14 protein-coding genes are annotated in these 19,321 nt (G+C 74.2%); 10 read left to right on the top strand and 4 right to left on the bottom strand.

Features of this window, described 5'->3' with window-relative positions; genetic code table 11:
• Positions 1-12 precede the first annotated feature (12 nt).
• From AB0424_RS03150 to AB0424_RS03140, 3 genes are read left to right on the top strand one after another with little or no spacing between them, the layout of a single operon-like run.
• Positions 13-957 carry an ATP-binding cassette domain-containing protein gene (locus AB0424_RS03150; RefSeq protein ID WP_366301742.1) on the top strand — a complete coding sequence of 315 codons (945 nt, stop codon included), beginning with the start codon at positions 13-15 and terminating at the stop codon, positions 955-957.
• Positions 954-2,477: a hypothetical protein gene (locus tag AB0424_RS03145; RefSeq protein WP_366301741.1), complete on the top strand. Its 1,524-nt coding sequence runs from the start codon at positions 954-956 to the stop codon at positions 2,475-2,477. The genes AB0424_RS03150 and AB0424_RS03145 overlap by 4 nt, the downstream gene beginning before the upstream one ends.
• The gene (locus AB0424_RS03140) at positions 2,474-3,250 is read left to right on the top strand and encodes an ABC transporter permease (protein WP_366301739.1); all 777 of its coding nucleotides are present in this window, start codon (positions 2,474-2,476) and stop codon (positions 3,248-3,250) included. Before AB0424_RS03145 ends, AB0424_RS03140 begins: the two co-directional genes overlap by 4 nt.
• 60 nt (positions 3,251-3,310) lie before the next feature.
• Here AB0424_RS03140 and AB0424_RS03135 read toward each other — a convergent pair whose 3' ends face one another.
• Positions 3,311-4,216, bottom strand: coding sequence for a hypothetical protein (locus AB0424_RS03135; RefSeq protein ID WP_366301738.1), 906 nt, complete (start codon positions 4,214-4,216; stop codon positions 3,311-3,313).
• Positions 4,217-4,351: 135 nt separating this feature from the next.
• On the opposite strand from AB0424_RS03135, the gene AB0424_RS03130 reads away from it, so the two are divergent.
• From AB0424_RS03130 to AB0424_RS03105, 6 genes are all read left to right on the top strand, one after another.
• Positions 4,352-5,443, top strand: a complete 1,092-nt coding sequence (locus AB0424_RS03130) for a PP2C family protein-serine/threonine phosphatase (protein WP_366301736.1) — start codon at positions 4,352-4,354, stop codon at positions 5,441-5,443.
• Between the two features lie 302 nt (positions 5,444-5,745).
• A complete protein-coding gene (locus AB0424_RS03125) occupies positions 5,746-7,260 on the top strand; it encodes a DHA2 family efflux MFS transporter permease subunit (protein ID WP_366301734.1) in 1,515 nt (504 codons plus the stop codon).
• 323 nt (positions 7,261-7,583) lie between these two features.
• Positions 7,584-9,020, top strand: a complete 1,437-nt coding sequence (locus AB0424_RS03120) for a DUF5685 family protein (RefSeq protein WP_366301733.1) — start codon at positions 7,584-7,586, stop codon at positions 9,018-9,020.
• Positions 9,021-9,300: 280 nt separating this feature from the next.
• Entirely contained in the window at positions 9,301-9,678 is a 378-nt protein-coding gene (locus tag AB0424_RS03115; RefSeq protein WP_366301731.1) for a hypothetical protein, read from the top strand.
• 69 nt (positions 9,679-9,747) lie between these two features.
• A complete protein-coding gene (locus AB0424_RS03110; protein WP_366301730.1) occupies positions 9,748-10,329 on the top strand; it encodes a carbonic anhydrase in 582 nt (193 codons plus the stop codon).
• Positions 10,330-10,343: 14 nt separating this feature from the next.
• The gene (locus AB0424_RS03105) at positions 10,344-11,849 is read left to right on the top strand and encodes a SulP family inorganic anion transporter (protein WP_366301728.1); all 1,506 of its coding nucleotides are present in this window, start codon (positions 10,344-10,346) and stop codon (positions 11,847-11,849) included.
• Between the two features lie 46 nt (positions 11,850-11,895).
• Here AB0424_RS03105 and AB0424_RS03100 read toward each other — a convergent pair whose 3' ends face one another.
• Positions 11,896-15,393, bottom strand: coding sequence for a hypothetical protein (locus AB0424_RS03100; protein WP_366301727.1), 3,498 nt, complete (start codon positions 15,391-15,393; stop codon positions 11,896-11,898).
• Positions 15,394-15,549: 156 nt separating this feature from the next.
• Here AB0424_RS03100 and AB0424_RS03095 point away from each other — a divergent pair, with 156 nt between their 5' ends.
• Positions 15,550-15,822 (top strand): hypothetical protein, encoded by a 273-nt coding sequence (locus AB0424_RS03095; protein ID WP_366301725.1) that lies wholly within the window; start codon positions 15,550-15,552, stop codon positions 15,820-15,822.
• 57 nt (positions 15,823-15,879) lie between these two features.
• On the opposite strand, the gene AB0424_RS03090 is transcribed toward AB0424_RS03095, so the two are convergent.
• Together AB0424_RS03090 and AB0424_RS03085 are read right to left on the bottom strand one after the other, a co-directional pair.
• A complete protein-coding gene (locus AB0424_RS03090; RefSeq protein ID WP_366301724.1) occupies positions 15,880-18,105 on the bottom strand; it encodes a CBM35 domain-containing protein in 2,226 nt (741 codons plus the stop codon).
• On the bottom strand, positions 18,102-19,283 hold the full coding sequence (locus tag AB0424_RS03085; RefSeq protein ID WP_366301722.1) for a ricin-type beta-trefoil lectin domain protein: 1,182 nt from the start codon (positions 19,281-19,283) through the stop codon (positions 18,102-18,104). The genes AB0424_RS03090 and AB0424_RS03085 overlap by 4 nt, the downstream gene beginning before the upstream one ends.
• Positions 19,284-19,321: the final 38 nt, after the last annotated feature.

Here is a 19,321-nt window from a genome sequence, read left to right as displayed (position 1 = left end):
CAGGTTGGGCCCATGAATCCCGACATCGGCACGACGATCGAGGTCGTCGGCCTCCACAAGCAGTTCGGCCGACAAGTGGCCCTGGACGGAATGACGTTCACGGTCCGGGCAGGCCGTGTCACCGGCTTCGTCGGCCCCAACGGCGCCGGAAAGTCCACGACGATGCGCGTGATCCTCGGCCTGGACGCCGCCGACGCCGGCAGCGCTCTGGTCGGCGGTCGCCCCTACCGGACCCTGCGCGAACCGCTCCGGCACCTGGGGGCGCTGCTCGACGCCTCCGCCCTGCAGCCGAGCCGCACCGCGCGCGGCCATCTGCTGTGGCTGGCCCGCTCCCAGGGCATTCCCGCGCGTCGAGTCGACGAGGTCATCGAGCAGGCGGGCCTGAGCCGGGCCGCCCGGCGCACGGCGGGCGGCTTCTCCCTCGGCATGCGACAGCGGCTGGGGATCGCCGCGACCCTGCTCGGAGACCCGCCCGTGCTCATGCTCGACGAGCCGTTCAACGGCCTGGACCCCGACGGCATCGCGTGGATGCGCGGCCTGCTCGGCTCGCTGGCCTCCGAGGGCCGGGCCGTGCTGGTCTCCACCCACCTGATGGCCGAACTGGAGGACACGGCCGATCACCTCGTGGTCGTCGGCCGGGGGAAGGTCGTCGCCGACACCACCGTGCGGGACCTGCTCGCCACCCACTCCCACGGCCGGATCACCGTGAGGACCTCCGCCGCCGCACGCGCCGCGACCGTCCTGCGGCGCGCCGGGGCGACCGTGGCGGCCACGGGCCACGACACCCTCGCGGTGTCGGGACTGGCCGACGAGCAGGTGGTGGCCGCCCTCGGCGCCGGCGCGGTGCCGTTCTCCGCGGTGTCCGCCGACCGCACGACCCTCGAGCACGCCTACAGGGAACTCACCCGCGACACCGTCGAGTACCGCGGGGCGCCGGCCGAGGACGGCGCGCGATGAACCGTACGAAGACCTTCGCGCGGCTGATCCACGCCGAATGGACCAAATTCCGCACCGTACGCGGCTGGGTGCTGGGCACCGTCGCCGCGGCGCTCGCCACGGTGGTCGTCGGGCTGCTGGGCACGTCCGCGCCAGGAGGGGAGGGCCCGCCGGGATCCGCCACCGGCTTCCCCACCGGCCCGGGCGGGGAGCCCGTCAACGACAGCTTCTACTTCGTCCACCGGACCCTCCACGGGGACGGGAGCATCACCGTGCCCGCGCTCTCGCTGACCGGGCTCGCCGACGACGGGCACGGACGGAACACCGGGGGCCCCGCCCAGCCGTGGGCCAAGGCGGGAATCATCGTCAAGAAGGACCTCGTCCAGGGATCCCCCTACGCCGCGGTCATGCTCACCGGCGGCCACGGCGTACGCATGCAGTACGACTACACCCAGGACCGCGCCGCGCCCGTCGCCGCCGACGGACGGTCCCCGCGGTGGCTGCGCCTCGTCCGCGCCGGCGACACCCTCACCGGTTTCGTCTCCTCCGACGGCACGCACTGGAGCCAGGTCGGCACCGCCCGCCTCCCCGGGCTGACCGGCACGGTGCAGGCCGGCCTTTTCGCGGCTTCCCCGCAGGCCCGGCAGTCCACCGCGGTCGGGGTGGGCTTCGGCCCCGCCGTGGCCACGGGTGCCTTCGGCCGCCCCGCCCTCCAGGGCACCTGGCCGGACCCCCGGTGGAAGGGCACCCAGGTGGGCGGCGACGCCGGCACGTCCGGCAGCTACTCGACCACCATGAAGGCCGGCTTCACGGAGGAGCCGGACGGCACCTTCACGGTGACCGGAGCCGGGGACATCGCGCCCGTGGTGGGCGGCCCTGCCATGGGACCCGCGTACTCCCCGGAGAACTTCCTCGTCGGAGCCTTCGCCGGGCTCGTCGTGGTGACCGCCGTGGGCACGGTCTTCGTCACCGCCGAGTACCGGCGCGGACTGATCCGCACGACCCTGACCGCCCACCCGGGGCGCGGCCGGGTCCTCACGGCCAAGGCCGTCACCGTGGGCGCCACGGCGTTCGCCGCCGGCCTCGCGGCCGCGTCCGTCGTCCTCCCGCTCGGGGAACAGGGAGCGGAGAGCAGGGGATTCCGCGTCTTCCCCGTGGACACCGCGACCGAATGGCGCGTCACGGTCGGAACGGCCCTGCTGTTCGCCGCCACAGCGGTCCTCGCCCTCGCGCTCGGCGCCCTGCTGCGCCGCGGCGCGGCAGCCGTCGCGGTGGTCGTCGCCTCGACGGTCCTGCCGTACCTGCTCGCCACCTCCGCCGTCCTGCCCGCGGGGGCGTCGGAATGGCTCCTGCGCGTCACCCCGGCCGCGGGCTTCGCCGTCCAGCAGACACTCCCCCGGTACGCGCAGGTCGTCAGCGTGTACGAGCCCTCGACCGGCTACCACCCGCTGACACCCTGGGAGGGCTTCGCCGTGCTGTGCGGCTACACCGCGCTCGCCTTCGGCCTGGCCCTGACCCGGCTGCGTCGGAGCGACGCATGAGGAACGCGCTGCACGCCGAGTGGACGAAGCTGCGGGCCGGCGGGGGCATGGTCCCGCTGCTCCTCCTCGCCGTGGTGCTCACCGCGGCCGTGAGCGCCGGCACGGCCGCCGCCGTGCGCTGTCCCGCCCCCGGATGCGGCGAGGACGACGTCCGGCTCTCCCTCACCGGCATCGTCGTGGGGCAGGCCGTCGTCGCCGTCGCCGCCGTACTGACGGTCACCGGCGAGTACGCCACCGGGATGATCCACACCACCTTCACGGCCGTGCCGCGCCGCCTGACGGCCTTCACGGCCAAGGCGGCGGTCCTCACCGCCGCGGTGCAGGCAGCGGCGACGCTCGCCGTCCTCGCCTCGCTGCTCGCCGGGCGGTACGTCCTGCCCGGCAACGGCTTCACGGCGGAGAACGGCTACGCACCGCTCTCCCTGGGAGACGGACCGACACTCCGCGCCGCGGTGGGATCGGTGCTCTACCTGACGCTCATCGCCCTGCTGAGCCTCGGAGTGGCGACCACCGTCCGGGAGGGGGCGACCGCGATCGGCATCGTCCTGGGGCTGCTCTACCTGTTCCCCGTCGTGGGACAGGTGGTCCACGACCCCGATCTGCAGCGCCTCCTCCAGCAGCTCTCACCCATGTCCGCCGGCCTGGCCGTCCAGTCCACCACCGATCCGGACCGCCTGCCGATCGGCCCGTGGGAAGGTCTCGGCGTCCTCACGGCGTGGACGGGGGCGGCCCTCCTCGCCGGAGGCGTCGTCCTGCGCCGACGCGATGTCTAGCGAGCCCGGCGACCCGCGCCCGCCTGGCCCGGCGGAACCGCCGTCCCGCGGCCCGCCCGGTCAGTTCACGGGCATGCCGATGCCCGGCAGCCACAGCCGGCCGCGGTCGTTGACGGTCAGTTCCCAGGCGACCAGCTCGTCCGGGCAGACCGAGCCACGGGCGCGGACGTCGGCGACCAGCAGGCGGGCCGCGGACCGCGCCGCCGCGGGGTCGGTGTCGGCGAACTCCGCCCGCCACCAGCCCTTGTCGAGCACCTGCCAGCCTCGCTCCCGCATGGTGTCCTCCCAGCCGGGCTCCTCGGCCGTGGTGCGGTGGTCCACCATGAGCGACAGGTGCCCGGGGTCCTGGACGTACGCCACCCGCAGGTGCCGCGGCCAGTCCCGCGAGCACCCCACGACGAAGGAGGCCCAGTCACCCGGCACCTGCAACGGCAGCTGCTCCATCCACGAGTCCAGGAGCAGCTCCAGCGAGGACTCCAGGTGCTCCCAGGACGCGGCCGTGTGGTGACCGTCCCAGCGGAAGCCCGGCCAGGAGCGCTCCTGCCCCCGGTGCAGCAGCCAGAGGTAGGGGAGCGCGTCGAAGCCGTGCGGCTGCTCCGGCCGCCAGCCGACCGAACCCGACTCGACCGCGGTGTACTCCCGTCCGTGCAGGTCCGACGCGGTGTGCACCGAGAGCGTGGCGCCCTGCGGTCCGCCCGCCAGCAGCACGACGTGCGACCCGGTGTGCCAGCGCACGCTGGGGCCGGCCGCCGAACCGCCGTACAGCGTGGGCTCGCCCAGCTCGGCCACCACCGCCTCGTACACCGGCCGCAGCGCCTCGCGCCGGGCGGCGCGGCCGCACCCGGGCGGGTACGTGGCGACGAGCGCGGCAGGGGCGCCCAGGTGGGCGTCGGGGCGGTCGTGCAGGGCGCGGGCGTGCGCGGCTGCGCCGGTGGGGCCGGTGGGGCCGGGAACGGTGGGGGACATGCCGATGACCATGGCGCCATCGTGCCAGGCGGCCCGGTCCGCCCGGGTCCGCCCGGTGTCCGCCTGAGGTCCGCCCGGGGGCGCCCTCCGCCGCCGTGGAGTGCGCCGCGCACTCCGGCATAGGAGCCTGGTGGTGTGGTGAAGCCAAGGAAGGCGGCGAACGGCGCGAACCGGAGGAGCTGGCTGCGCGGGGCCCCACCGCCCCGCTGGGTGCGGGTCCTGCCGGTGCTGCTGCTCGTCGGGGTCGGGGTGGCCTCCCTCACCGACTCGGTGCCGCTGGACATCGGCTTCCTGCTCGGCGCGGTTCCCCCACTGGCCGTCCTCGCCTACGGACCGCTGGCCACGGCCCTCCTCGGCGCCTCGACGATCGTGCTCCTGACCGTCCCGTTCTTCCATCTGAACCGGCCGGGCAACACGGACCTCTTCACCCTCGGCTTCGTCGCGACCCTGAGCGTCTTCGTCTCCTTCGTCCGCGGACGAAGGGACGAGCAGCTCGACCTGGAACGCACCGTGGCCGAGACGGCCCAGCGCGCCATCGTCCCGGACGTGCAGCGCACGGTCGGTCCTGTGCGCTGCGCCAGCCTGTACCGCGCGGCCGAGCGCGGCACCCTGGTGGGAGGAGACTTCTTCGACGTCCGGGCCGGCCCCTACGGGGTGCGGGCGGTCCTCGGCGACGTACAGGGGCACGGCCTGTCGGCCGTCGCGACGGTCGCCTCCGTCCTGGGCGCCTTCCGCGAGGCCGTCCTCGACGACGCGGACGCCGAGGCGATCGCGGCCCGGCTGGACCGCAGACTCGTGACCGACTCGTCGCAGACGGAGCACGCGGAACTCTTCGCCACGGCCGTCCTCCTGGACTTCGCACGCCACGGGCCGCAGGTCCGCGTCCTGGCCTGCGGCCACCCGGCCCCCGTCCTGCTGCGCGGCGGAACCGTCAGCACCCTGGAACTCGACCCCGGCCCGCCCCTCGGACTCGGCCTGGCCGACGTCATGCCCGGAACCGCCGCCACGGTGTCGCTGCGGCCCGGCGACCGGCTGCTCCTGGCCTCCGACGGCGTCCTGGAGGCACGGGACACCTCCGGCGCCTTCTACCCCTTCGCCGACCGTCTCGCCGGCATGACCGACGTCGGCCTGGACCGGCTGCCCGACGAGATCTGGGCCGACCTGAGCCGCTTCGCGCCCAAGATCCAGGACGACGTCACCCTCCTGATCCTCACCCCGAACTCCTGATCCTCACCCCGAACACCTCCGGACCGGCATGAGTTGACGAACTCGGGGTCCGTCGCCGGAGGTCCTCCGAGCCGCAGCGGAGGCCGCTCGGCCGCACGGCGTCCCGTGCCGCCCTGCTCAGAGCCCCCTCATGGCCCGTGACGGCGTCGCCGGACTGCTCGAAAAGCCGTGCCTCGGCCGTGCGGGGGCGGAAAAATGGTTTGAGCGGGGGAGGCGGCGCCGACAGGATCGGGGGACACCGATGAGTTCTTCACGGCGCTGCGGTCTTCCGGTGTGACCTGCTACGTGCGGAGGACACTCACATGACGGAAGGCACCATGCTCGCACCCCACGCAACACCCACCGTCTCACCCGACCGTGTCAGCGCGGTGCTGCGGATCCTCGTGCTGTCCACCTTCGTCGTGCTCCTCAACGAGACGATCATGGTCAACGCGATTCCGCGGCTCATGCGCGAGTTCGAGGTCACCGCCGCGGCCGCGGGGTGGCTGTCCACGGCCTTCATGCTCACCATGGCCGTCGTCATCCCGGTGACCGGGTGGTTCCTCCAGCGCGTGTCGACCCGGACCGCCTTCGGCCTGGCCATGGCGCTGTTCCTCGCGGGTACGGCGCTGGCCGCGGCCGCGCCCGCCTTCTCCGTGCTCCTGGTGGCCCGTGTCATCCAGGCCGGCGGCACCGCCGTGATGATGCCGCTGCTCATGACGACGCTGATGACGCTCGTGCCCCCGCACGACCGCGGCCGTGTGATGGGCAACATCACCCTGGTCATCTCCGTCGCACCCGCTCTCGGCCCCGCCGTCTCCGGTGTGCTGCTGCAGCTGGGGACCTGGCGCCTGCTGTTCCTGGCGGTCCTGCCCATCGCCGGAGCCATGGCGATCGTCGGGCAGCGCAAGCTGGTCAACATCGGCGAGCCGCAGGCCGGCCCGATCGACTGGCTCTCCGTCCCCCTGGCGGCCGCCGGGTTCGGCGCGCTGGTGTACGGCCTGAGCGGCCTCGGCGCCGGCGACGGCGCCTCGACGGTCCTGCCCCCCGAGGCGACGACCGTGGTCGGCGCCGTGCTGGTCGGCCTGTTCGTCTGGCGTCAGCTGGCGCTCCAGCGTTCGTCCACGCCCCTGCTCGACCTGCGCGCACTGACGTTCCGCCACTTCTCCGTGGCACTCGGCCTGATGTGCGTGTCCTTCATGGCGCTGATGGGCGCGTTCATCCTGCTGCCGATCTACCTGCAGGAGGTGTGCGGCCTGTCCTCGCTGCAGACCGGGCTGCTCCTCATCCCCGGCGGCCTGACCATGGGCCTGCTCGGACCGCAGGTCGGAAAGCTCTACGACAAGCTCGGCGCACCGCGGCTGGTCGTCCCGGGAGCCGCCCTGACGGCGCTCTGCCTCGCGCTGTTCGCGTTCACGAGCGAACAGACCTCACCGTGGCTGGTGCTCGTCCTGCACGTGGCGCTGAGCGCCGGCATGGCCTTCGTCTTCACCCCGGTGTTCACCTCCGGCCTGTCGGTCCTCCCGCCGCACCTCTACCCGCACGGCTCCGCGATCCTTGGCTCGCTCCAGCAGGTCGCGGCCGCGGCCGGCACCGCCCTGATCATCAGCGTCATGTCGGGACGCGCCGCGACGGCTCTCGGCGACGGCGCCGACCCGACGGACGCCCTCGGTACGGGCATCCGGTGGGGATTCGGTGTCGGCGCGGCACTCGGGACGCTCGCGGTGCTGGTCGCCCTGCTGGTCCGTACACCTCCGATGCCGGAGATGCCGGTCGCGCCGGAGGCCCAGGACGAGGACGGCACCACGACGGACAAGACCGCCCCCACGCCCGGCTAGGACGGCCTGGCGGCCAAGGGGCTCGGGCGAAGGAGGGGTGCCGGCGTACTGGACGCCGGCACCCCACTCGTTTCGCGCCCCGGTCGCCGCGGTCCGGGACCGCTTCGGCCGCAGCGATCCGGGACCGCCCCGCCGACCGCGGGCCCGGGGCGGCCCTCCACGGACACCTCCCGGAAAGACCCCTCTAGGATGTCGACCGCGCCGCGAGGGCGCAGGCGGTGGACGTCGCACGAGGTCGTGCGCGTCGCGCGGACCTCGGTCCGTGAGCCGCCCGACCGGATACGTCCGGGTAGCTGTTCTACGGGGGACGGGGGAGTTTTTCGGTGTTCGGAATCATCAGGCCATGCCGTCATCGGCTGGGCGAGGGCCTGCGTACCGAGTGGATGGCGCACCTGTGCGGGCTGTGCCTCACACTGCGCGGCGAGTACGGGCAGTTCGCGAGGGTGGCCACCAACTACGACGGGCTGATCGTCTCGGTGCTGACCGAGGCGCAGTCGGAGCGGAGCGGCGACTGGCGGCGGGGAGCCGGTCCCTGCCCGCTGCGCGGGATGCGGTCGGCGGACGTGGCGCAGGGCGAGGGCGCGCGGCTGGCGGCGACGGTGTCGCTGGTGCTCGCCGCCGCGAAGATTCGTGACCATGTGGCCGACGGCGACGGCCTGTTGCGCCGGCGTCCGGTGGCGCTGGCCGCGCGCAGGATCGCCCACGGCTGGGACCGTGCGGGCGCCGCGGGCGGCGAACGGCTCGGGTTCGACACCTCGGTGCTGATCGAGGCGGTCGAGCGCCAGCCGGAGATCGAACGGTCGACCGGCCGGGGCGGCTCGCTGCTCACCGTCACGGAGCCCACGGAGACGGCGACCGCCGCCGCCTTCGCGTACACCGCCGTGCTGACCGACCGGCCGGGCAACGCGGAGCCGCTGGCGGAGGCCGGCCGGCTCTTCGGCCGACTGGCGCATCTGCTGGACGCCGTGGAGGACCTGGACGCGGACGAGGCGTCGGGTGCGTGGAACCCGATCGCCGTGACCGGGGCGGACCGCGCCGAGGTGCGCAGGCTCTGCGACGACGCCGTCCACGGGATCCGGCTCTCCCTGTCCGACGCCGAGTTCGTCGACGGGCGCCTGGTGCAGGCGCTTCTGGGCGGCGAGTTGGAGCGCGCCGTCGACCGGGTCTTCGACCCGCGGCACCGCCACCACCGGCACGGCCGCCAGGCGCGGGGCCTGCAGATGCTGCCCTGGCTGGGCCGTCGCACGGCGACGGAGGGGCCTTCGGCAGGGCCCTCGGTGTCCGGAACGTCCACGGGAGCGGCCTGCGGGGTCGGGGCGCTGACCGGTGCGGCCCCGGCGGGCGTGCCGACGGCGTCGGGCCGGCCGCCGGAGGGGGAGTGCCGGCGGTGCCGTGAGATCCGACGGCTGTGCGGCGACTGCAGGCTCTGCTACAACTGCTGCCGCTGCGACGACGGCGACGCGGACTCGGGCGACGGAGAGTCCTGGCAGTTCGGCGAGGGCAACGGCGGTGGTGGCGGCGGTTCGGGCCGGGACTCCTCCGGGCGGGACGGTTTCGGGGGCGGCGGTTCCGGCAGGGACGGATCCGGGGGCGGCGGCTGGTCCGGCGGGCACGGCGGCGGCAACTCGGGCGGCTCGTCCGGCGGTTCGGGCGGAGGGCACTCCGGCGGAAGTTCGAGCGGTTCAGGCGGGGACTCCTGTGACGGCTGTGGCGGGGGCTGCTGCAACCCCTGCAAGTGCTGCTGCGACTGCTGCGACTGACCGGCGGAGAGACCCGGCGGGTACCCCCGAGGGGAGACCCGGGCTCCTCACGAACGAAGCGGCCCACCGGAGCATCCGGTGGGCCGCTTCGTTCGTGGGGCCCGCCCGCGTCGCATGCCGCCGTTCGCGTCAACATCCGGCTGATTCCATTCGAAAACCTTGGTCCGACCTGGGCGTTGCGGGATGCTGTCCACGGGGGCGTATTACTCTTCTTTGACTTGCCCTTGGGCTTGCTTTGGCGAAGTCCGATCATGGTGCGACCGGAGGGAGGAGCGCCGAGATGTCGTCCGTCCGCGTGGCCGCGGCACTGCGTGCGGCCTTCCTCCTCGTTCTCGCCCTCGTCTGCGCCGGCCTCCACCTCACCCCCGCCGGGTCCGCGACCCAGCTGCACCGACCCTGCGCCCAGAACGTCGCGACGGCCGCCGAGTTCGAGTCCGCGCAGGCGGGCGGCGGCGAGGCCGAGGCCCCCGGCGGCAACGTCCTCCACCGCGACCGGAGGCGACCCCCCACCTCGACCTCGGTCCCTCCCCGTCCGCCGCTCGTCACACGCGCCGCCCCGCTCGCGGAGACGCCGGTGGGCCGCCCCCGTGGCGCGGACGCCCGGCCGAGACCCCTCGCACCCCACGACTCCTCCGCCCTGCAGGTGTTCCGCTGCTGACCACCGGTGCCCACCCGCGCCGACCTGTCAGCCCGACGCGCCCCCACGGCGCGCCAGGAGGAATCATTCATGCAGCCCCTCATCGACAACGCCCGCCGTTTCGGACGGCACCCTGAGGAGTTCGCCGCGCACGCCGCGGGCCAGTCCCCGGGCGTCCTCTTCGTCACCTGCTCCGACTCCAGGGTCGTACCCGCCCTGATCACGGGCGCCCGCCCCGGCCAGCTCTTCGAGCTGCGCACGGCGGGCGGCATCGTGCCCCCGTACGGTTCGGGCAGCCCCAGCGGGGAGGCCGCCACCGTCGAGTACGCCGTCGAGGTCCTCGGCGTCCAGGACATCGTCGTCTGCGGCCACTCCCACTGCGGTGCGGTGGGCTCCCTCGTCCGCGGCGACGACCTGAGCGCCGTACCGGCCGTACGGGACTGGCTCGCCCACGCCGCACCCGACGGTGCTCCGGGGCGCGCCGACGATCCGGCGGTCACCGACGCCGTCCACGGCCACGTCCTCGCCCAACTGCTCCGCCTGCGCTCCTATCCGTGCGTGGAACGTCGGCTGTCGGACGGCCGGCTGCGGCTGCGCGGCTGGTACTACGAGGTCCACACCGGTGCCGTCCTGGAGTACCGCTCCGGGACCGACTCCTTCGAGGCGCTGTGAGGAAGGACGTCCGCATGCCGCGCTCCCTCCCCTTCCTGCGGCAGGACCTCGCCGCCTCGCTCGTCGTCTTCCTCGTCGCCCTGCCTCTCTGCATCGGGGTCGCCGTCGCCTCGGGCGTCCCCGCCGAGCTGGGCCTCATCACCGGCATCGTCGGCGGCCTCGTCACCGGTCTGATGCGGGGCAGCAGCCTCCAGGTCTCCGGTCCGGCCGCCGGCCTCACCGTCCTCGTCCTCGAAGCCGTCCGCTCCTTCGGCCTCGCCGCGCTCGGAGTGATCGTGCTGGCGGCCGGCCTGCTGCAGATCGCCATGGGCCTCCTGCGCTGGGGCCGCTGGTTCCGTGCGATCTCCCTCTCCGTCGTCGAGGGCATGCTCGCGGGCATCGGCCTCGTCATCATCGCCGGGCAGCTCTACTCCGCGGCGGGCGTGCCCGCCCCGGACTCCGGTGTCGACAAGCTCACCGGTCTGCCGGGCGCCCTCGTCGAGGCGCTGGGCAGTCGCACCGCCCTCGTGTCCCTCGCCGTCGGCACCGGCACCGTCCTCGTCATCCTCGGCTGGCGAAGGATGCCGAGCCGCGCCCGGGCCGTTCCCGGCGCGCTGGTGGCGGTGCTCCTCGCGTCCCTCGCGACGGCCGTGTTCGGCCTCCCCGTGGAGACCGTGCGGGTCAGCGGAGTGCTGGAGGCCGTGCACCTTCCGGGCCCGGAGGCCCTCTCGTCACTCGCCGACCCGGCACTCCTCGGCACGGTCCTCGCCTTCGCGCTGATCGCCTCCGCCGAATCGCTGTTCAGCGCGGCGGCCGTCGACCGGCTCCACTCGGGTCCCCGCACGCAGTACGACAGGGAACTCGTCGCCCAGGGCGCGGGCAACACGCTGTGCGGCCTGCTCGGAGCCCTGCCGCTCACCGCGGTCATCGTGCGCAGCTCGGCCAACGTCGAGGCAGGCGCCCGCACGAAGGCGTCCCGCGTCCTGCACGGCGCCTGGCTGCTGCTCTTCGTCGCCCTGCTGCCCGCCGTCCTCGCGTACGTCCCCCTGGCCGCGCTGGCCGGGATCCTCGTGCACGCCGGCTGGAAGCTCATCCCCTTCAAGGGCGTCCTGACGCTGTGGCGACGTCACCGGGGCGAGGCGCTCGTCCTCGTCGCGACGGCGGCGTCGATCGTCGCCGTCGGCATGTTCGAAGGGGTCCTGATCGGCCTCGTCCTGTCGGTCGGGAAGGCCGCGTGGGAGTCCTCGCAGCTGCGGATCGACCACACCGACGACGGACGCGACACGGTCCGCGTCCGCCTCCAGGGAACCGTCACCTTCCTCCGTCTGCCCCAGATACTCGACAGCCTGGAGGCCCTTCCGAGCGACCGGAGGGTCACCCTGGACCTCTCGGGCGTCCACCACCTCGACCACGCCTGCCGCGCCGCGCTGGAGACATGGGCGGAGCGACACACCGGCGCCGACGCCGAGGCCGTCCGCGCCGCCACGGCCCCGCCCCTCCGCGAGGACGCGACCGCTGCCTCGGCGACCCGCTCGCCTTGACACCCCCAGGGGGCGGCGCCCACCGCGTCGCCCCCGTCGGCCCGCCTCAGTCGACGGCAGCGGTGGGTGGCCGGACCCAGGCCAGGAGACGGCGCAGCGTCAGATCCTCCTCAGGGCAGGGCGCGGCGCGCAGTGCGCTGCGCAGGGCCCGCTCGACGGCGGGCTCCGCGTCGGCGGCGAGCAGCTTGCGTACGGCCTCCCAGCGGGTCTCGGCGCTCGCGTCGGAGGCGGTGGCGACCTGGCACCACAGCGGTGCGGCCGCCTCCGTCAGCCCCTTCGCGGCGAGGGCGTCCGCGAGAGTGGCGCACTGACCGGCGGTCAGGGACACCGACGACCGCAGCCGTTCGACGATTCCCGCCGCCGCGGCCCGCCCCTCGACGGTCAGATGGGCGTGGAGCACGGCGGTCAGCTCGTCGTCGACGAGACCGGGATCCGCGAGCAGCTCCCGCCCCAGGGCACGTACGGCCGCGGCCTCGCCGTGCTCGGCGAGCAGGGGAAGGAGGGCCGCCCGCAGAGCCGGGCCCCCGTAGGGGCGGTCGCGCATCGCGGCGAGCACCTCGGCGCAGGCGTCGGCGGGCACACAGCGGAAGAGCGCGCCGGCGGCGGCGGTGAACCCGCCGTGTCCGCTGCCGGGATGACGCAGAAGGCGGCGCGCCAGCGGCAGCAGCTCCGCGGGACCGGCCCCCGCCTCCGTCAGGTCACGCAGGGCCGTCGCGTAGGAGTCGGCGGTCGCCTCGTGCCGGTCCAGCATGCCCAGCACCTCTTCGGCGCACCGCGGTCCCTCCGCGCGGACGAGGGCCATCGTCTCCAGGCCGAGGTGGTGCCGCAGGTCGGGGTCGGGGTCGTCGAGCGCGAGCCGGATCAACTCAGCGGCCTGACGCCGGAATCCGGCCCCGGCGAGATCCATGGCGATGCCCGGACGGTCGTCCGTGTTCCAGACCCGGTAGCCCCTGAGCAGCGCGACGAGACCGTCGGCGGCCCGCTCGCCCTGCGCGCCGAGCCAGCCGTGGACGACGTCGTCGATCTCCTCGTCGGAGGTGGAGTTGTCGAGGGTGTACCTGACCAGGGGGAGAGCCTCGTCGACGCGGCCGAAGAGGAAGAGGACGTGCGCCAGGGCGGACTTCGCCCAACCCCGGGTACGGGCACGGGCGGCCACGGCCTCGACGACGCGCGGCGCCGCGTCGACCCCCTCCAGCTCGTACCAGAGTTCCCCGGCCCGCTTGAGCGCGCCTCCGTTCTCCTCGCTCCCCGCGAGGACCGAGCGGGCGAACTCCGCCAGACCCCCGGTGCTGCCGAGGGCGGCGAGCTCCTCGGCGGCCGTGAGACGGTTCCAGGCGCTCGCGGCGGGCGAGTCGAGCACCTTCCGGAGCAGCCCGATCCGGAAGCCGCTGTCGCCCGGGTCGAGAGTGGCGAGCGCCCGGCAGCACTCCAGGGCACCCGTGGCGGAGGCATCCCGGCCGATCGCCCGGAGCAGCTCCACCCCTGCGGAGAGGGAGGCGACCTCGGCGAAGGCGGCGGCCGCGCCGACCCGCAGGGAGACGTCGAGGCCCTCGGCCGCCACGATCCGCCGCAGGACGGCCGCGAGCCGCCGGTTCCCCCGGAGCTGACAGAGCTCCCGGAGCACCTGCTGTCCCCGATTGCCGTACGGGTCGCCGGGGTCCGCTCCGTGCCCGAGGTCCACCACCCGCTCCAGGACGGCGTCCTCCAGCGCCTCCCCGAGCCGCACCCCGGAGGTGATCAGCCGGAGCGCCATGATGCGGTGGTCGAGGTCCCCGGCCAGCAGGTGGCGCACGACCGGGGTCACGTCGTGGCCGGGGCGCCGGGCCCACAGGGCGAACGTGAAGAGCACACGGTTCCGCGAGCTGGGGCTGCGGATCGCCTCGGCCCGGTCGTCGAGCCCCGGGAAGTGCGCCGGAATCCGTGCCGCCTCGTCCCGCGCCGCCAGGAACTCCGCGAACGACAGGTGGAGGAAGGAGACCTCGCCCTGGTCGTGGACGAGTACGCCGCTCTGCGCGAGGAACTGACCGAGTTCGTCCCGGGCGCCGGACGGCCACGCCAGGTCCGCCGGAAGCGTGTCGCCCAGCCGGTCGACGGCGGCGTCGAGCAGCGAGACGGAGGCCGCCCGGCGGCCCGAGGTGCGGACCTGCGCCAGATGCGTGACCAAGGCGTCCCGGTGGTCCAGCAGCCACGCCGCGAGCCGCCCCTGCCCGCGCCGCTCCCAGCGCGCCCGGAAGCCCTTGCCGACCTCGTCGCCTCCCTCGCGCGCCGTGGCGAGGTCGGCGAGGAACTGCTCGTAGAGGGCGACCCGGCCGCGCGGCAGCGGGGCCCCGGGGTTCCGGCTGCGGTGGGCGGCCGCGATGGTGGTCAGCAACGGCACCTGGAGCACCTCGCCCAGCCCCGCGTGCCCCACCTCCTCCAGGAACGCGGCGGCCTCGGCCGCCGGGTCGTGGACTCCCTGCGCGGCGAACCAGCGCTCCGCGAAGCCGCGTTGCCGGGCGGTGTCGAAGCCCTTGAGCGTGTAGAAGCCGACGGACGACAGACCGCGGAAGGGAGCCAGTTCGTCCTGGGGCAGGGGCCGGGAGGTGATGAGGAGCCGGAAGGAGCCGTGCGGGCGGATCTCCCGGGCCAGGTTCTTCAGGATGAGCTGCCGGTCCGCGGGCGCGGCGACCTCGTCGAGACCGTCGACGACGACGAGCCACCGCACACCGTGCGGGCGCACGGCGAACCGGTCGGCGGGCACGCCGCTGCGCAGGGTCCCCGTCCGTCCCGCCGCGTCGCTGAGCTGCTGGTGGAACGCCCGCCCGGTCCGCAGGTCCGGCGCGGTGACCCGCAGCGCCACGACCGCCTCCGCGCACCACGGCTCCTCGGCTCCCTCCTCGCGCAGCCAGTACCGGGCGATCTGCCGGACCAGGTGGCGGCCGAGGGTGGTCTTCCCCGCGCCGGGCCCGCCGGTGACGAAGAGGTGGTCGTGCGTGGAGAGCGCGGTGGCGAGTGTGGGAACGGGGAACGCCGCCCGCGGCACGTGACCGGCCGCGTTGCCCGCGAGTGGCTGGAGGTCCTGCTCGACGTGGATGTGCGACAACGCCGGCTTGCGCACGCCGAGGAGGTCGTAGGGGAACTGCTCGGCGGCCTCCGCCTGCCCGGTCAGCAGGTCCTCCAGCCAGGGGTCGGGCTGCGGGAACCCGGCCCATGACGCCGGCGCCGGGCCGGGGGCCGCCCCGCGGGCGGCCATCTCCCGACGGTCCAGCGCGAAGCGCGCCCGCCGCCACACCTCGGTGACGGACTCCCGGGGCAGGCCGAGGGAGGCGGCGAACTGCTCGCAGACGGCGGCCTCGTGCAGTCTGCGGGCGCCGAGGATCTCGTACACGGCGTTCTTGTGCGGCGGCGGCACCCGCCGGACGCCGGGGCGACGCGCCGCCTCGGTGAGGAAGGCGTTCGGGTTGGCGTACCCGGCGGCCCGCAGCCTTTCCTGGAACCAGTCCGCCAGGTCACTGAGTTCGGGCTGCTGCTCGCCGCCCGTGGTGACGGGCCTTCCGCTGCCCACGAGTTCCGGCCCCTTCGTCCGACGATCTTTCCCCTGGATTTCCCCACGCTAGAGGGAAACCCGTGACGGCGCGAAGAGTTGGCCGCACCGGCGAGCCCGACAGCGGTGGCTCCCGGTCCGCCGCGGCGGTCGTGACGACGAGATGGGGAGGACGCGATGCTCGGAACGGTGCTCGCGGAGCTGGGATCGTCCGGGGAGTACGGGTGGCTGACGGCGGCGTTCGCGCTGATCGTGCTCGCCGGGGTGGCGCGCTGGTGGGTGCGCCACCGGACGGAGGAGCGGCGGGAGCGGGAGCGCGAGCGGGAGTACACGCGCCGGGTGGAGGCGGCCCTGGCCGGCACGGAGTCGCGGCACAGGGCGGAGGTGGTGGCCGCCTGCGCCCGGCTGACACGCCCGGCCGACACACCGGGCGTGGCGCCCCGGATGTGAGGCGCCGTGCCGGGCCCCGGCGGTCGTGGAGACGATCGCCGTGGCCCGGGACGGACCTCAGCCGAGTCGCAGGGCGAGCCAGTCGAGTTCGGCGTAGCCGGTGCCCTTGGCGAGGCGGACGCGGTTCACGCCCTCGCGCAGGGTGACCCGGAGGGTCGCCGTGCGGGCCACCGCGTCCTGGCGCTCGGTGTCCAGCCAGGCCCCGGTGGAGGGCATCGCGATACGGCCGGCGGCGGCGCCGTCGACGGTCACGACGTGGTCGGCCGGGTCGGGGGTGCCGTTGGCGTAGCCCACGTCGAGCAGGTACGAGCCGGCCCGCGGTGCGTCGACGGCGAACTCGACCGAGCTGCCGGCCCGGTCGATGCCGCCGACGTAGTCGGGGAACTCGTTCCACCGGTAGTGCCGGAGGCCGGCGTCGGCGAGGGCGGCGAGTTCGGCCTCGTAGCGGTGGGTGTCGGGCCGGACGTCGACGTAGTCCAGTTCGGCGTACCCCGCGGCCTTCCCCAGGGTGACGGTGTTCGCGCCGGCCGCGAGGGCGATCCGCTTCGTCACCGTGCGCATCGCGGTGTTCGCCCAGCCGCCGGTGGGCGGGTAGACCACCTCCCCCTGGAGTTCGGTGCCGACCCGGACGGTGTGCCGCGCGTCGGTGCCGGTGCCGTTGGCGTACCGCACGGTCATCACGTGGACGCCGGCCCCGGCCGCGTTCACGGTGAAGGAGACGGAGCTGTCGGCGGCGTCGATGCCGCCGACGTAGCCGCGTCCGGAGGCGAGGGCGGTGTCGGAGCCGAGGTGGGGCACCGTCCGGTTCTGCCGGGCCTCCTCCGCCTCGTACTTGGTCGGGTAGGCGGCCGGGGCGCCGGCCGGCTGGACGGTGATCCGGTAGCCGTCGAGCCGCTCCATCCGCCGGACCGGGACGGTGAGGTGGCCGTCAGCGTCCAGGGTGAGGACCTTGTCGTACACGTTGTACGGGCCGGTCTGCGGGTCGCCCGCGCGTTCGGCCCTGCGGTCGGTGGCGAGCGGGTCGGTGGTCCAGTCGGCGTAGTCGACGCGGACCCGGACCTGCGGCCCGAGGCCGCGTGCGGCCAGGCCGAGGAACCGGACGTCGATGTCACCCTCGTCGCCTCCGGCGAGCAGGGTCACGCTGCGGGCGGCCGGGTCCCAGGACGCGACGCCGTCCGAGCCCTGGTAGTGCCGGGTGTCCCAGCGGCTGACGTCGAGCCGGGTGCCCTGGAGCTGCCGGTACCAGCCGGCGAAGTACCAGCCCGCGTTGGGCTTCAGGCCCTCGGCGGTGCGCCGCAGGGTGTTCCCGAGCAGTCCGGGGTTGGTGTAGATGCCCATGGCGGCGGAGTCCACGTCGTAGCGGGCGAACTCGGCCCAGTGCTTGACCACGGTGCCCGGCACGCCTTCGAACTCGCCGTTGCCCGGCCCGTACTCCTCGATCATGACCGGCCGGGGCGAGACGCCGAGTTCCCGTTCGAGGGGCCGGTAGTAGCGCGTGAGCGTCTCGGGGACGTCACCGGGGCTGGGGCCGAGGCTGTGCCAGCCGATGACGTCCGGGAGGGTCCCGGTGTTCCTGGCGTTGACCAGGAAGCTCCGCATCCGGGGCTGACGGTCGGGGGCCTCCCAGGGGTTGTAGTGCTCGTAGTTGGGGCCCATGATCCGTACCGTGGGGTCGAGTGCGCGGATGCGCCGGACGGTCTCGGTCCACAGCCATTCGACCTTGGCGTCGTAGGTGGCGCCCGGTACCCGGGGATCGGTCATGAACGGGCTGTCGGCATGCGGACCGAGCTTGTTGTCCGGTTCGTTCAGCGGGGCCACCGAGTGGAGGACGTCCTTGTACTTCTGGATCGAACGGGTGGCGCTGTCCACCTTGCCCATCCAGTCGTCGACCCCCTTCCAGACGTAGGGCCAGCCGCCCATCAGGTCGTTGTAGCGCCCCACCATCCTCACGCCGGTGCCGCGCAGCTTGGCCGCGACGGACTCGGTCGAGCTGGGGTAGTTCCTGTCCCCGTCGAGGCTCTGGTGCTGGGCCAGCAGCACCTGGGAGCCGTCGGTCAGGGAGACGGGGGTGTCCGGGGTGGTCGTGACGCCGAAGAGGGTGCCGAGCCCGGCCTTCTTCAGGGTGCCGGACTGCCGGCCGGTGTCGACCGTGATGACCTCGGGGGCGGCGGCCGGGGCCGCCTCGACTGCGCGCGGCAGGGGCCCCGGTGTCGCGACCCCGAGGGCGAGCACGGCCGCGGCGAGCAGGGCGCCCCGGCCTGCGGGGAGCCTGCGGGGCCTCATCGCAGGTCCCACTTCATGTTCTCGCCGCCCCAGCAGTCCCAGAGCTGGATGCGGGTGCGGTTGCCGGTGTTCTGGCCCGCCGCCTCCAGGCAGCGGCCGGAGTGGGGGTTGCGCAGGGTGCCGTCGGCGTTCAGCACCCACTTCTGGTTGGCACCGCCCCAGCAGTCCCAGATGCCGACGGCGCTGCCGTTGCCCGTGGCCCCGGCACCGCCCGTCACCTCCAGGCACTTGCCGAGTGCGCGGACCGTCCCGTCGGCGGCGAAGGTCCACTGCTGAGGCGCGCCGCCCCAGCAGTCCCACAGGATCACGGGGGTGCCGTTGGCCGGGTTGCCGTCGACGACGTCCAGGCAGCGCTTGCTCTGGCGTCCCACGAGGGTGCGCGGGCCGGCCGAGCCGCCGTCGGCGGTGAAGGAGAACCCGTCCACGGCCAGGCCGGCGCCGCCCACCCACGGCTCGAAGCCCGCCTGGACGCTCGTCATGTACCAGGCGGACTGGATCTGGCCCCGGGAGACCGCGTCGTCGGTGAAGGAACGGATCGCGAAGTCGAGGGAGCCGGTACCGCCGGTGCGGACGTAGGAGATGACGTTCCAGCCGATGTTGCCGATCCACACGTCCCACGTGGCGCCCTCGATGGCGGCCGTGGCGACGCGGGAGCCGATGGGCTGCGGACGGCCGCGGTGGTCGAGCCAGATCATCAGCTCGGCACCGGTGTTCTGCCCGTCGGTGCGGGGCGTCGGATCGAACCAGATGTCGTACGAGGCGTTCCACTCGCCTGAGCCGGGCCGGGTCATGGCCACGGAGCTGCGGGCGCCGCCGGACTCGGAGACCCGGCGGGGGAGTCCGCTGCCGGTGGTGCAGTTGCCGTAGTGGCAGCCGGCGTAGACCGAGGGGTATCCGGCGGGCACGTTGTTCGTGGGGTTGTCGTGCTCGGCGACCGTGACGGCGAAGCCGCGCTCGCGGACGTCGACGCACTGGCGGGTGGCGGCACCCCAGCGGTTGTTCTGGACGACGTACCGGCCTCCCTGGATCGTCGCGGAGGCGTACTGGTCACAGAGGACGGGAGCGGCCGCGGCCTGCGGCGCGACCGTCACGAGCGAGCCGAGGAGCGCCGCGAGGAGCGCGAACACGGCCGCCCACAGGGGCGGGCGGCGCGAGGGGATCGGTGTCTGGGCCGGCATGCGGGTCACCTTTCGTGGGGGTGGAGGGGGTGGAGGGG

The organism is Streptomyces sp. NPDC051180 (genome assembly GCF_040689545.1).
GTDB lineage: Bacteria > Actinomycetota > Actinomycetes > Streptomycetales > Streptomycetaceae > Streptomyces.
Note: the sequence above shows the minus strand (reverse complement) of the source record. Positions and strands in the feature narration are given on the sequence as shown.

Excerpts from the sequence above, each read along its gene's own strand:
- AB0424_RS03115 (WP_366301731.1), top strand. The coding sequence starts at position 9,301 with ATGTCGTCCGTCCGCGTGGCCGCGGCACTGCGTGCGGCCTTCCTCCTC.
- AB0424_RS03135 (WP_366301738.1), bottom strand. The coding sequence starts at position 4,216 with ATGTCCCCCACCGTTCCCGGCCCCACCGGCCCCACCGGCGCAGCCGCG.
- AB0424_RS03090 (WP_366301724.1), bottom strand. The coding sequence starts at position 18,105 with ATGAGGCCCCGCAGGCTCCCCGCAGGCCGGGGCGCCCTGCTCGCCGCG.
- AB0424_RS03150 (WP_366301742.1), top strand. The coding sequence starts at position 13 with ATGAATCCCGACATCGGCACGACGATCGAGGTCGTCGGCCTCCACAAG.
- AB0424_RS03085 (WP_366301722.1), bottom strand. The coding sequence starts at position 19,283 with ATGCCGGCCCAGACACCGATCCCCTCGCGCCGCCCGCCCCTGTGGGCG.
- AB0424_RS03140 (WP_366301739.1), top strand. The coding sequence starts at position 2,474 with ATGAGGAACGCGCTGCACGCCGAGTGGACGAAGCTGCGGGCCGGCGGG.
- AB0424_RS03145 (WP_366301741.1), top strand. The coding sequence starts at position 954 with ATGAACCGTACGAAGACCTTCGCGCGGCTGATCCACGCCGAATGGACC.
- AB0424_RS03105 (WP_366301728.1), top strand. The coding sequence starts at position 10,344 with ATGCCGCGCTCCCTCCCCTTCCTGCGGCAGGACCTCGCCGCCTCGCTC.
- AB0424_RS03125 (WP_366301734.1), top strand. The coding sequence starts at position 5,746 with ATGACGGAAGGCACCATGCTCGCACCCCACGCAACACCCACCGTCTCA.
- AB0424_RS03110 (WP_366301730.1), top strand. The coding sequence starts at position 9,748 with ATGCAGCCCCTCATCGACAACGCCCGCCGTTTCGGACGGCACCCTGAG.
- AB0424_RS03095 (WP_366301725.1), top strand. The coding sequence starts at position 15,550 with ATGCTCGGAACGGTGCTCGCGGAGCTGGGATCGTCCGGGGAGTACGGG.